Origin of the sequence: Nocardia asiatica NBRC 100129 (assembly GCF_000308415.1) — a bacterium.
Taxonomy (GTDB): domain Bacteria; phylum Actinomycetota; class Actinomycetes; order Mycobacteriales; family Mycobacteriaceae; genus Nocardia; species Nocardia asiatica.
The window spans coordinates 19,148-31,654 of the sequence record NZ_BAFS01000459.1 but is presented as its reverse complement, the minus strand read 5'-3'; the positions used below and the strand labels follow the sequence as shown (position 1 = coordinate 31,654).

Below are 12,507 nucleotides of genomic sequence, written 5' to 3'. Positions count from 1 at the left end.
CGTCCTGAAGGTATCCGATGGTCCGGCCGCCGGTCCGAACGGACACCGCCCACGATCCCCGGGGGCTGTCCGGTTCGGGGACCAGCTGAACCTCAGGGGAGAGGTGACCGTCGTGGTCGGTAAGCTCCGGCGGATACAGGCTGCGGAGCGTCGGCAGGAACTCCTTTTCGATCGTCAACTCGTAGCTTTGCCAGCTCCGGTTCTGTCCCCACAGTCGATAAGCCGAGCCGACAGGGTGCTCGGGATGCGACTGCGGCGTTTCCTTCGGTACAGCTTCCGAGTCGGCATCGTCGTCGACCGACACACCGAAGTCTGTAGCCAGACCTGCCAATCCGGAGTCCCAGCCCTGCCCGACAGCACGGACTTTCCACGCGCCCGCGCGGCGGTAGATCTCGCCGAACAGGAACGCGGACTCGGTGGTGGCCTCGGAGGTGACGAACCGAGCCAGTGGCGTGCCTGTGTCGTCGAGGATGGTCAACGACAGCTTGCCGAGTGCGCCGAAACTGCCGGAATCCATGCTGCCGACGAGCGCAATGGTGTGCACGTCTTCGGGTACCGTGGGCAACTCGATGTCGATCCGCGCCTGGTTGCCTGATCTCGCATCGGTGCCGTGGAACCGCACGGAGCCATCGGTCGACCGTGGCTGGTTGTAGAAGACGAAATCGTCATCGGATCTGACCTTCTGGTCGGCTCCGAGTAGCAGTGCGGAGGCGTCCACCTCGGCGGTGGAGTCGGCCCAGCCGATGATCACGTCGACACGGCGTGCGGCTGCGGGCAGGGTGAGGTTCTGTCCGCGCGAGAGCATCGGAGACGTCACGATGTGGAACCTTACTAACTCGCGAATTACATTGTCCCGGAATGGCGACAGCACCAAGAGGACGCCACGACAAGCGACGGATCGGTTTCGCCGACCGACTCGGCACCGTCGATGAAGAAGGCCCCGCGCCGGGTCGGCACTGGCGGTCGACCGATCGTGATCTGTGACCACAGATCACGGTATGGGACCCGGAGGCACGGACTCAACCACGACCAGTCCGTCGGCTATCGGATGGGCGGCGTGAGATTGTGTTAATCGCAGGCGATGCCGTCTTTGTCGCGGTCCAGATCTGGTCTGTAGCCGGGTTCCCCACGCCGCAGCGGCGCAGCGCCAGCAGCTCTGGCTGCCGCGCAGTTGGGGTAGAAGATGCTCGGAGCTACTGGGCGTGGCGGCGCTGGCACGGCCACCGCAGGAGGCGTGGGTACCGCAACTGTAGCCGGGGCAGTCCCAACCTGACCGACGACCTCGAAGAGCATGCCGCGGAGTGACCGGGCTGCAGTTGGCGTTTTTGTCCGCCGTGGTGGCAGCTGACGTGGTCGAGCGTACTTGCAGAGACAGAAGTGGATGTCGCCTATTTTTCGTGCGCGGGCATTCCTACGTGGGATCGTTCTTGCCGCATTCCGCGCTGACCGGACGCAGTAGTAACTGCCAATCCCAGGACGGGCGCCTGGCCAACAGGTGAGGGAATTCGGTTTGCAGTACGCAGAACTCGTTGTCCCAAGGATCTCGCATGACCGAGAAGTCGTAGCCGCGTTCCTGTTGGTGATCCCACCTGGCTGCGCCGAGCGCCTCGAGTCGACGTACCTCGGCTTCCACGTCGTCGGTCTCGATGTCGATGTGTGTCCGCTCCTTCGACACCTTCTCATCGGGGGTCGCTTGCAGCAAGATCCGTACCTCGGAATCGGGTAGGCGCAGACGCCGGTAGACACGGCGGCTGCTGGGGTTCAGGGGTTCCTCAGTCGCGTCGAGGGCGCGCCCCCAGAATATGACCGCTCGGTCGAGATCCGATACGTCGATGACAATGTGGCACAGTCGACTTCGATGGCTCACGACCCGAAGCGTAGCGCGACCACGGCCAGGTTGCGGACGGAGTAGCGCACGCTCATGCCGTTACGTGAGCCCCGGATCGCTTGTTGCGTGCACATGGTCGGACTGGCGCCGTGACTTCGGCTGGTTCATGACCTGGGATGGGCATCGATGTGTGCCGATGTCGTCAGCTTACGGCTGGTGATTCTGGTGATGAGGTGTTGGGCGTCGCGGCCTACTCCGCGTAGAGAGTTGGAGGAGGGGGTGCGTTGCCATTCCAGGCCGAGGTAGCCCAGGCCGGGGTGGGTGAGGGAGAGTCCCTGCCGGTGGCGGGGGGTGTGGTTGTCGGTGAGTGCGCCGAGATCTTTCAGGTAGGGCAGGTGCGGTCGGTAGCCGGTGGCGAGGATGACGGTGTCTGCGGGCTGGCGTGTGCCGTCGGGCCAGATGGCGGTGGTGCGGTCGAGGCGGGTGAACATGGGTCGGGTGGTGGGGTTGTCGGTGGCGAGGGCGGTGCGGTAGCGGCCGCTGTCGAGGACGGGTTGGGTTGGTGGGTGGGTGACGAATCTGCCGAGTGGGAGGGTGTCGAATCCGGTGACCCGGAACCAGAAGTGCAGGTCTCGCCCTAGGGGTCGCTGTGGGACGAACTTGACCGGGTGTCGGCTGGCGAGGGTGACGGTGGCGTGTTGGGCGAGTTCGGCGGCGATTTGCACGGCGGTGTTGCCTGCGCCGATGACGATCACGTTCTGTCCGGTGTAGTCGTGTGGGGAACGGTATCGGCTGGCGTGCAGAAGTTTTCCGGTGAAGCTTTCCTGGCCGGGCAGGGACGGGATGTTCGGGGAGGCGAACCCGCCGGTGGCCGCGATCAGCCGGGGTGCGCCGAACGCGGCGCCGGTGTTGGTGCGGGCGGTGTAGGTGCGTCCGTCGTGGGTAACGGTGTCCACCCGGTGCTCGAGGTGGATGTCGGCATCGAGGCTGCTGGCGTAGCGGCGGAGGTAGTCGACGACTTCGTCGCGGTGGGGGTAGTGGTCGGGGTCGCCGGGGAAGGGCATGCCGGGTAGGGAGCTGTATCGGGCGGGTGAGAACAGGGTCAGGCTGTCGTAGTAGTGCGGCCAGGAGCCGACGGGTTCGCTGCCGGCTTCGATCAGGGTGACCGTCAGGCCACGGCGGCGCAGGTGGTAGGTGGCGGCCAGGCCGGATTGGCCGGCGCCGATGACGATGGCGTCGCTCATGAGTTTCGTTCTTTCAGTTGTGGGTTTCGGCGGTGGGTGCGGGTGTGTCAGGAGTGGGTGAAGGCGGCTAGGGAGGTGGCGAGGAGGTGGTGGTCGACGTGGTGTCCTTGCCCGTGCAGCGTTTCGCGAGTAGTGCCGGGTATCGCGGACGCGAGGTGGTCGGCGGCGTCGAGGATGTATGGGGCGCTGGTGGTTCCGACGATCAGCCGGGTGGGCAGGGTGAGCGCGGCGTACTGGTCCACGGCGTGCGGCAGGCTCGCGAGGATCTGCATAGTGGGGATGAGGGTGGGGGCGTGCGCGACTTTCGACATCCACAGCGGGTCGCTGCGCAGGGCGGCGAGTTCGGCGGCGGAGAACCCACCGGCAGCGGGGGTGATGTCCAACAGGAGTTGTTCGTAATTGCCTCCACTGATGCGGTTTTCGAGGTGGGTGATGTCCGGGATCGGGTAGGTGATCGGTAGGGGTGGTTCGTAGAGGGCGAGTCGGCTGAAGTGTTCAGGTGCGGCGAGGGCGGTTTCGAGGGCGATGACCGCGCCGTAGGAGTAGCCGAACAGGGTGGTGACCGGTCCGACGGCGGCGGTGACGGCTCGGATGTCGTCGATCATGTGGGTGATGCGCGGGGGTGAGTTGCCCCATCCGCTGGTGCCGTGCCCGCGCAGGTTGATCAAGACGACCTCGAAATCGGCCGCGAGGTGCTCGGCCAGCGGCAGCAGGCTGATCGCGCTGCCGAGCCCACCGTGCACACCGAGCACGACGGGGCCCTTACCGCGGGCGAGGTAGGTGATTGTGGTTCCGTCCGAGGATTTCACTCGACCGCCGCGTACCAGGGTCCGCGGGGACGGTGACCGGCCAGGTGGCGGCGCGGGCTGCAGAGTGCTGGTCATCGGTGAGGTTCTTTCGCAGGCGTGGTGGGGATGCTCGCGGCGGCCAGTAGCGCGGCAGCGGCGGCGAGGGCGCCGAGGATGAGGAACGCGGTGGCGTACCCACCGACCGCGGCGGCCAGGGCGGTGGCGCCGAAGGGGGCCAGGGCCATGGTGATGGTCAGGGGCGCGGACAGCAGGCCGGTGAGCTGGCCGTAGTGGGCGCTGCCCCAGCGGTCGGTGACTGCGGTGGCTTGCAGCAGCGTGAACACGCCGCGTGCCATACCGGCGGCGATCGCGGCCGCGATCAGCGCGGCGGCGGTGGTGAACACCCCGAGCAGGGCGGTAGTGGCGGCGATGGCGAGCAGAATTGCGACGGTGCGGGTGCGGACGCTGGTGCGGGCGGCGAGGGTCGCGTAGCCCAGGCGGCTGGCGACCTGCCCGGCGCCGCCCAATCCGAGCGCGATCGCGGCGACAGTGGTGTCGAGACCGCGTTCGGTCAGCAACGGCACCAGGGTGACCACCACGGCGAAGGAGGCGAACCCGCTGACGCTCAACGAGATCGCCAGCACCAGGAACGCGCGGCTGCGCGCCACCGGTCCGGGGTGGGTGAGATGGGCGTGTTCGGGTTCGGCGGGCGGGCGCGGCGGCCACGGCAGCCGCAGCCCGAACCAGTGCCCCGGCACAGTCACGACCGCAAGAATCACCGTCAGAACCAGATATGTTGCCCGCCAATCCATGTGCGCGACCAGGGCCGCGGTCAACGGGGCGAACACGGTGGAGGCCAAACCCGCGGCCAAGGTCAGCACTGTCAGCGCACGGATCCGGTTCGGGCCGTACCAGCGGGTGAGGGCGGCGAAGGCCGGGGGATACAGCACCGCCCCCATCGCGATCCCTGCCAGCAGCCAGCCCGCGACGAACCACACCAAGGTGGTTGCGGTCGCCACCAGGATCAAGGCGGGTATGGACAGCAGTGATCCGGTGGTCATGATCCCGCGGGGTCCGTGGCGGTCGAGCCAGCGGCCCACGGGGATGCCGGTGACGGCGGCGACGAGTTGCCCGGCGGAGAACGCGGCGGTCAGCGCGGTCGCCGACCAGCCGGTGTCGGTGGTGATGCGCCCGAGCAGCACAGGGAACGCGTAGAACAGGATTCCCCAGCTTGTGATCTCGGTGAGGCACAGCACCACCAGCACTCGTCGCAACCCGGACCCGGTGGCCACTGGCCGCGATGGCGCAGAAACAGCCTCCATCACAACGGGCCGCCTCAGCGGGCGGGCACGGCGGTCAACGGCAGTTCCTGCAACGCCACCGGCCCCGACGACAACACATCCGGCCCGGTCGGTGCGCCACCACCGCAGCCTCCACCAGCTGTGGATTCGGTGGGTTCTTCGGCCGGGGCGTCGAAGACTCCGGAGCCGCCGCAGACACCGGTGTCGGGCAGAGCGAGTTCGACGCGTTCGGCGGCCTCGTGGTCACCGGCCAGGGCGGCGGCGATGGAGCGGACCTGTTCGTAGCCGGTCATCGCCAGGAACGTCGGGGCGCGGCCGTAGCTTTTCATCCCGGCCAGGAACACACCGGGTTCCGGATGCGACAACTCGCGCACCCCGTGCGGGTAGACGGTGCCGCAGGAATGCACGTTCGGGTCGATCAACGGCGCCAACTCGACCGGCGCTTGGAGCACCGGGTCCAGGCCGAGGCGGATCTCCGACAGCCACGACAGCTGCGGGCGGAACCCGGTCAACACGACCACCCGATCCACGTCCTCGATCCGGCGACCGGCATCCGACACCAGCGTGTGCCCGCCGTTGCCGGTGGGTTCGATTGCGGCGGTGCGGAATCCGGTCACCACGGTGAGCAGACCGGCGTCGACGGCGTGTTTGGCGCGCTGCCCGAGCGCGCCGCGGGCGGGTAGCTGATCGGCCTCGCCGCCACCGAAAGTGGACCCGACCTCCCCGCGGCGCAGCACCCATGTCAACCGCGTGCCCGGCTCGTTGCTCGCGACTTCGGCCAGGGCGATGATCGCGGTCAACGCCGAATGCCCACTCCCGGCGATCACGGTGTGCTTGCCTGCATAGCGGGCGCGGACGGTGTCGTCGTCGAGGTCGGGCACCCGGTAGTCGATCACCGCCGCGGCAGCGGTTTCACCGAGCGCGGGCAGCCCTTCGCCGCCGAGCGGGTTGGGCGCGCCCCAGGTGCCGGAGGCGTCGATCACCGCTCGCGCCAGCACCCGGTCTTCGCTGCCGTCGCCGTAGCGCAGGTGCACCGACAACGGTTCGCTGTCGCGTCCGGCGTTCACGACCCGGTCGCGGCCGCGGCGGGCCACGCCCACGACCTCGGTGTCGAGGACGACCACGTCCTCCCCGAGGGTCTTCGCCAGCGGCATCAGGTAATCGCTCACCCATTCCTGACCGGTCGGGTAGGTGTTCTCGGCCGGGGCGCTCCAGCCGCTGGGCTCGAGCAGGCGGCGCGCGGCCGGGGCGATGAGTTCGGCCCACCGGGAAAACAGCCGCACATGATTCCACTCGCCCACGGCCGCACCAGCGGTGGCACCGCGTTCGAACACCAGCGGGTTCAGCCCTCGTTCACGCAGTTCAGCAGCAGCGGCCAGACCGATCGGCCCGGCTCCCACCACCACGACGGGGAGTTCGTTCACCATGAGGAATCCTTTCATCGACGGTCATCGATTTACTTGATGCAGGACTCTATCGACGCCTGTCGATGAATGCAAGCATCGATGTTCGTCGATATAGTGGTGGTTATGACTTCGTTGGATATGCCGGTCGTGCGCGCCGCCGGTGCGGAGCGGGTGGACGCGCTGACGGTGGGTGATGCCACCACCTACGCGCAGTGGTTCGCCTGCCTGGCCGATCCGACGCGGGTGCGGCTACTGCATCAGGTCGCCACCCGCCCAGCCGGGATCACCGTCGGTGAACTCGCCGAAGCACTGGGGATCGGGCAGCCCACGGTGTCGCATCACGTCCGCAAGCTCGCCGATGTCGGGTTCGTCAGCGTCCACAAGGACCGCACTTCCACCGTGGTGATGGTCAACCCCGCCTGCTGCACCGGCCTTCCTCACGCCGCCGACGCGGTCATGGGTGTGTTGACCCCGCGCCCCTGCTGCCCCGAGGACCTGCCCGCCGACGTCACCGTCCGGCAGATGCGCGCAGACGATTGGGAGGCGGTGCGCCGCATCTACGGCGAGGGCATCGCCACCGGCACGGCGACTCCCGCCACCGAGGTTCCCAGCCGCGACACCCTCGAGGCGCGATGGTTACCGCAGCACCGGTGGGTGGCCGAGATCGACGGCGAAGTCATGGGCTGGGCCGCGCTTCGCGCCGCCTCCTGCGATGAGGGCTACGAGGGCGTGGCCGAGAGTTCGGTGTATGTGGCCGAGCAGATGCGCGGGCGTGGCATCGGGAAAGCCTTGCTGCACCGCCAGGTCATCGCGGCCGACGAAGCCGGGCTGTGGACCCTGCAGACCTCGATCTTTCCGGACAACCGCGCCGCGATCGCCCTGCACCACTCCGCGGGCTACCGCACCGTCGGCGTGCGGGAACGCATCGCGCAACTCGAGGGGCAGTGGCGCGACACGGTCTTTTTGGAGCGCCGCAGCGCGGTGTGCTGACGAGCCCACCGGCGGCCGCGAGTGACCAGTGTTCAGCGCTCGGTGCGAATGTACTGATCGCCGGGTGTGGAATCTTCGTCCGGAAGCTCGTTTTCCTCACCGAGTCGAAGCAATTCCCGAGTTTGGGCCTCGTAGCCCGGTTTGCCCATGTTCTGGAACGGGTTGGACCCCGGCGATGGAAGACGCAACCTATAGGCATCGTTGTTCAGGGTCATTCCGGGCCTGCCGTGCCGCAGAACGTCGAGCGTCGTTTCGTCGAAGCCATCATCACCCATCGCGTTCATGAGCAGCTTCCGGATCTCCTTGATGTTCTCCGGGGACGCCGGCGGGGTCGGCTCGGCGCATTCGGCCTGCTGTTTGGCTTCGATGTGCTCGCGTCGAAGAGGCTGGTCCACGAAGGGTGTGCCCTCCGGTTCGTAGGCCATTTCGACGCGCCGCTGGTGTATCGCGATCGCTTTGCCGGACTCCTCCAGGGCAAGAATAGCCAGCGATCGGGCCAAACCAGCATTGCCCAAGTCGAGCACGGCGATGGCCGACCTCAGCAGGTTGTCGGCGTTCTGCAACAGCGCATCCTGCACCTGGACGACCTGCGTGGGAGTGAGGTCCGATAGACGGGGCGTTGGCATCCGACCAGTGTGAGGCAACGCACCGGCCACGTCATGCCGTCTCCGTACCGCTGGCCGACCACGATGATCCCGCCTCGGACGAGGTGTTGCACCGGTCGCCGACCGGCATTCACCAGATGTTCGCTTGGCCACTGATTCCATATCTGTCAATATCGATGCATGTCTAAGTCTCAGCTGCCGTTGACGCCGGTCCAGGCGTGCATTGCCGCACCGTTGGTGCGAGAGCCACTGACCGCGCAGGCCGCCGCCGATTTGGCGGGCGTGTTCAAGGCGCTGTCGGATCCGGTGCGGCTGCGGCTGCTGAGTGTGGTCGCCTCCCGCGCCAACCAGGAAGCCTGCGTGTGCGACCTGTCCGAAGGCATCGATGTCTCCCAGCCGACGATCTCCCATCACCTGAAGGTGCTGCGTGAGGCAGGGCTGTTGACCAGCGAACGCCGGGCCTCATGGGTGTACTACCGCGTGGTTCCCGAAGCGCTGCAACGCCTTTCGCATGTGCTGCTGATCAACAGCGGCGACACGTTGGGGGTGGGCGCGTGAGCGTGCGGACCGAACCCGACACTGCTGTCGTCGGCAAGCTGTCGACCCTGGACCGGTTCCTGCCGGTGTGGATCGGCGCCGCCATGGTCGCCGGGCTCCTACTCGGCCGCGTGATCCCCGGCCTCGGGGACGCGTTGAGCGCGGTAGAGATTGACGGCATCTCGCTGCCGATCGCGATCGGGTTGCTGATCATGATGTACCCGGTGCTGGCAAAAGTCCGCTACGACCGCCTCGACTCCGTCACCGGCGACCGCGGTCTTCTTCTCGGCTCCCTCATCCTGAACTGGGTGCTGGGCCCGGCGCTGATGTTCGCCCTGGCGTGGCTGCTGTTGCCGGATCTGCCGGAGTATCGCACCGGGCTGATCATCGTGGGGTTGGCGCGCTGCATCGCGATGGTCATCATCTGGAACGATTTGGCCTGCGGTGACCGCGAGGCCGCCGCGGTGCTGGTGGCACTGAATTCGATGTTCCAGGTGCTCATGTTCGCCGTGCTGGGCTGGTTCTACCTGTCGGTGCTGCCGGGCTGGCTCGGGTTGGAGCAGACCACGATCGACACCTCGCCGTGGCAGATCGCGAAGTCGGTGCTGATCTTCCTCGGGATTCCGCTGCTGGCGGGCTATCTGACCCGCCGTCTCGGCGAGCGCGGCAAGGGCCGCGACTGGTATGAATCCACGCTGCTGCCGCGGATCGGGCCGTGGGCGCTGTACGGGCTGCTGTTCACCATCGTCATCCTGTTCGCCCTGCAAGGCAAACAGATCACCTCCCAACCGCTGGATGTGGTGCGGATCGCGATCCCGCTGCTGGCCTACTTCGCCATCATGTGGGGCGGCGGCTACCTGCTGGGCGCCGTCCTCGGCCTTGGTTACGAGCGCACGACCACGTTGGCGTTCACCGCGGCGGGCAACAACTTCGAACTCGCGATCGCCGTCGCGATCGCTACCTACGGTGCCGCCTCCGGCCAAGCTCTCGCCGGAGTCGTCGGCCCGCTCATCGAAGTCCCCGTCTTGGTCGGGCTGGTGTACGTCTCACTGGCGCTGCGCACACGCTTCGGTGCCCGCAGCACTGCCGCGCCCGCCTCTTCGGGTGTGGCGGAGGAAAAGGTGCTCGAGCGGTGACCGCGAACCCTGCTGTGCTGTTCGTGTGCGTGAAGAACGGTGGCAAGTCCCAGATGGCCGCCGGGCTGATGCGCCATGCCGCCGAAGGACGCATCGAGGTGTACTCCGCGGGCACCGCCCCCGGCGCGAGTCTCAACGCGCTGTCGGTGCAGTCGCTGCTGGAAGTCGGCGTCGACATCCGCAAGGAGACCCCGAAACCGATCGACCCGCGACTGCTGCGCGCAGTCGACCTCGTCGTCACGCTGGGCCGCGAAGCGCACGTCGATCCCGTCGACGGGGTACGGGTCGTGAACTGGGACACCGACGAACCCTCCGAACGCGGTATCGACGGCCTCGAACGCATGCGCCTGATCCGCGACGACATCGACACCCGTGTGCAGCACCTGCTCACCGAACTCCAGCCCTCCGTCTGACCCTGTCACACCACTCAGCATCGGAACACCGCTATGAGCGACAGCCCCCTCGCCCACGCCACCTACGTTCGTGACGACCTGACCATCGACCAGCAACTCGCCCTCAAAACCGCCGCCTCCCGCCTGCAGCGAGAATTCGACGGCACCTTCGGCGTCGAGACCATCGAACGGTTCCTGCACTCCTCCTACGACCAATTCGCCGGCCGCGCCACCGTCATGAACTTCCTACCGCTACTGGCCGAACGCTTCGCCCGCCAACGCCTCAACGCCCTCGCCAAGGTTGAGGGCAAAGCCCACACCGGCAAACCCACCGTGCTGTTCCTGTGCACTCACAACGCCGGACGCTCGCAGATGGCGCTGGGATTCTTCACCCACCTCGCCGCAGACAACGCCGTCGCCTGGTCCGGCGGCAGCGAGCCCGGCGAGCAGATCAACCCCGCCGCTGTCGAAGCCATGGCCGAGGTAGGCATCGACATCACCACCGAATTCCCGAAGCCATGGACCGAGGAAATCTTGCAGGCAGCCGACGTGATCATCACCATGGGCTGCGGGGATGCCTGCCCCCTCTACCCGGGCCGCCGGTATGAGGAATGGGACCTCGACGACCCCGCCGGACTCGACGTCGCCGCCATCCGCCCCATCCGCGCGGAAATCGAAACCCGCGTCCGCCACCTGCTTGCCGAACTCGACATCCCCACCAGCTGAAAGGCCAACTCGCTCATGACATCCAAGCCCAGCGTGCTGTTCGTCTGCGTCCACAACGCCGGACGCTCCCAGATGGCCGCCGGATTCCTCACCCACCTCGCCGGAGACGCCATCGAAGTCCGCTCCGCAGGCAGCGCGCCCGCCGAGTCCATCAACCCCACCGCGGTCGAAGCCATGCGCGAGGTCGGCATCGACATCTCCGACCAGTCACCCAAAATCCTCACCTTCGACGCCGTCGAAGCCTCCGACGTCGTCATCACCATGGGCTGCGGCGACACCTGCCCAGTCTTCCCCGGAGTCAGCTACCGCGACTGGGTGCTCGAGGACCCCGCAGGCAAAGGCGTCGAGTCGGTGCGCCCGATCCGCGACGAGATCAAGGTCCGTGTCGAGGAACTCGTCGCCGAACTGCTGCCCGCGCGCTTGAACTGAGGACATCGACACGATCAGTGCATCTGGCGTCTACGAGAGCGCACCCGAGGCAACGGCGGCGGAGCCGTCGTTCCGGTAACCTGGGTGCGGGAGAATCGGCGGACAGGTCGTCAGGAGACTGTCATGTCCGTGCCTGGTTCATCGCTTCCCTCGTGCGTGCTGCCGAGCTGGTGTTGTTTCCTTCCGACCGAGCGAGTTCGGAGTACGACCATGGGGTCGCGGGCTGCGGTTTCCCGAATCGCAGGCATTGGCGCGGGATTCGAAACACCTTCAGGCGTAGCTGGCATTACCTTCAGCGGAGTGCGCCGCGAGTTCGTAGGCTCGCCACTGGTTGGTTCTGATATCCGCGCCCGTTCAGGTTATTCGAGAGCGCCTCTCAGTCGTGGAGACGTTCGGCCGCATCGTCGGCCACCTTCCGTAATACACCGCAGGACAGAGTGTTTCGCGCTCGGTCGGCTGGCATCGGGTTTCGGTTTACGACCGCGGGCTGCTGCGGGTGGTCCGTACATCCTTTCCGCGGACATGCGCCGAGCCTTCCGCGGCGATCGCGCGCGTTCTGCCATCTTCAGCCCAGCGCAGGGGCTTGAAAGCTCGGGGTCCGAGCATGTCTACTGAAGCCAGCAATCGGGGGGTTAACCGAGAAGGCGATGAGCCTGGCGTCATCGGAGTGGTTTGCCCCGACAGCCCACCCGCGCTGACCGACGACGCGGCCAGGGCACTGCTTGCGCTTCTGCTTCGACATTCCCGCGAACACTCCGGCGAGAGGGACGACGATGCCGACCGAACCCAACGAATGGGCCGTCCTCGACGAACTGCTGGGACTGGTCCCCGAAACCGTCGAAAGCGCCGATGATCAACGGTTCGCGTTCTACGGGCGCTGCTCGACCGAGGACAATCAGGATCCGGAGACCTCGTATCGGTGGCAGCGAGGCAACGCGGAGAAGTTCATGTCCGAAGCGTCCATCGTCGCCGATTACTTCGACATCGGCCAGTCGCGGTCGGTGCCCTGGCATCGCCGTCGGGAAGCCGCACGGCTGCTAGCCGACTTGAAGAATCCGGGCTGAGGGTGGACGGCCATCGTTGTCGGTGAGGGCACTCGGTGCTGGTTCGGTAACCAGTTCAGTT

General features: G+C 66.8%; 15 protein-coding genes. 7 read left to right on the top strand and 8 right to left on the bottom strand.

Annotated features, from left to right (window positions below):
* From ON27_RS35305 to ON27_RS35280, 7 genes are all read right to left on the bottom strand, one after another.
* Nucleotides 1-817 (bottom strand): TerD family protein (locus ON27_RS35305; protein WP_169334571.1); only part of this gene is annotated, 817 nt, incomplete at its 3' end.
* A gap of 251 nt (nucleotides 818-1,068) precedes the next feature.
* Nucleotides 1,069-1,293 (bottom strand): excalibur calcium-binding domain-containing protein, encoded by a 225-nt coding sequence (locus tag ON27_RS46040; RefSeq protein WP_169334570.1) that lies wholly within the window; start codon nucleotides 1,291-1,293, stop codon nucleotides 1,069-1,071.
* Nucleotides 1,294-1,411: 118 nt separating this feature from the next.
* On the bottom strand, nucleotides 1,412-1,867 hold the full coding sequence (locus ON27_RS44080) for a VOC family protein (protein ID WP_051047358.1): 456 nt from the start codon (nucleotides 1,865-1,867) through the stop codon (nucleotides 1,412-1,414).
* Nucleotides 1,868-1,992: 125 nt separating this feature from the next.
* On the bottom strand, nucleotides 1,993-3,072 hold the full coding sequence (locus ON27_RS35295; protein WP_043737624.1) for a flavin-containing monooxygenase: 1,080 nt from the start codon (nucleotides 3,070-3,072) through the stop codon (nucleotides 1,993-1,995).
* 47 nt (nucleotides 3,073-3,119) lie between these two features.
* Nucleotides 3,120-3,956, bottom strand: coding sequence for an alpha/beta fold hydrolase (locus ON27_RS35290; protein WP_051047357.1), 837 nt, complete (start codon nucleotides 3,954-3,956; stop codon nucleotides 3,120-3,122).
* Complete coding sequence (locus ON27_RS35285) at nucleotides 3,953-5,182, bottom strand: MFS transporter (RefSeq protein WP_174377918.1); 1,230 nt, start codon at nucleotides 5,180-5,182, stop codon at nucleotides 3,953-3,955. The genes ON27_RS35290 and ON27_RS35285 overlap by 4 nt, the downstream gene beginning before the upstream one ends.
* Before the next feature lie 14 nt (nucleotides 5,183-5,196).
* Entirely contained in the window at nucleotides 5,197-6,585 is a 1,389-nt protein-coding gene (locus ON27_RS35280) for an FAD-dependent oxidoreductase (RefSeq protein WP_051047360.1), read from the bottom strand.
* 105 nt (nucleotides 6,586-6,690) lie between these two features.
* Between ON27_RS35280 and ON27_RS35275 the strand changes: the two genes are divergently transcribed.
* Nucleotides 6,691-7,557, top strand: a complete 867-nt coding sequence (locus tag ON27_RS35275; RefSeq protein WP_043737618.1) for a metalloregulator ArsR/SmtB family transcription factor — start codon at nucleotides 6,691-6,693, stop codon at nucleotides 7,555-7,557.
* Nucleotides 7,558-7,589: 32 nt separating this feature from the next.
* Here ON27_RS35275 and ON27_RS35270 read toward each other — a convergent pair whose 3' ends face one another.
* Nucleotides 7,590-8,183, bottom strand: coding sequence for an AbiV family abortive infection protein (locus tag ON27_RS35270; protein ID WP_083888054.1), 594 nt, complete (start codon nucleotides 8,181-8,183; stop codon nucleotides 7,590-7,592).
* A gap of 159 nt (nucleotides 8,184-8,342) precedes the next feature.
* Between ON27_RS35270 and ON27_RS35265 the strand changes: the two genes are divergently transcribed.
* The 6 genes from ON27_RS35265 (at nucleotide 8,343) to ON27_RS44520 (ending at nucleotide 12,446) form a co-directional block, all read left to right on the top strand.
* Nucleotides 8,343-8,720: an ArsR/SmtB family transcription factor gene (locus ON27_RS35265; protein WP_043737611.1), complete on the top strand. Its 378-nt coding sequence runs from the start codon at nucleotides 8,343-8,345 to the stop codon at nucleotides 8,718-8,720.
* The gene (arsB, locus tag ON27_RS35260; protein WP_051047356.1) at nucleotides 8,717-9,835 is read left to right on the top strand and encodes an ACR3 family arsenite efflux transporter; all 1,119 of its coding nucleotides are present in this window, start codon (nucleotides 8,717-8,719) and stop codon (nucleotides 9,833-9,835) included. The genes ON27_RS35265 and arsB overlap by 4 nt, the downstream gene beginning before the upstream one ends.
* 53 nt (nucleotides 9,836-9,888) lie before the next feature.
* On the top strand, nucleotides 9,889-10,248 hold the full coding sequence (locus ON27_RS35255; RefSeq protein ID WP_245560519.1) for an arsenate-mycothiol transferase ArsC: 360 nt from the start codon (nucleotides 9,889-9,891) through the stop codon (nucleotides 10,246-10,248).
* Between the two features lie 33 nt (nucleotides 10,249-10,281).
* Nucleotides 10,282-10,953, top strand: a complete 672-nt coding sequence (locus tag ON27_RS35250) for an arsenate reductase ArsC (protein WP_043737603.1) — start codon at nucleotides 10,282-10,284, stop codon at nucleotides 10,951-10,953.
* 15 nt (nucleotides 10,954-10,968) lie between these two features.
* Nucleotides 10,969-11,382, top strand: coding sequence for an arsenate reductase ArsC (locus ON27_RS35245; protein WP_043737600.1), 414 nt, complete (start codon nucleotides 10,969-10,971; stop codon nucleotides 11,380-11,382).
* A gap of 773 nt (nucleotides 11,383-12,155) precedes the next feature.
* A complete protein-coding gene (locus ON27_RS44520; protein WP_063711438.1) occupies nucleotides 12,156-12,446 on the top strand; it encodes a hypothetical protein in 291 nt (96 codons plus the stop codon).
* Nucleotides 12,447-12,507: the final 61 nt, after the last annotated feature.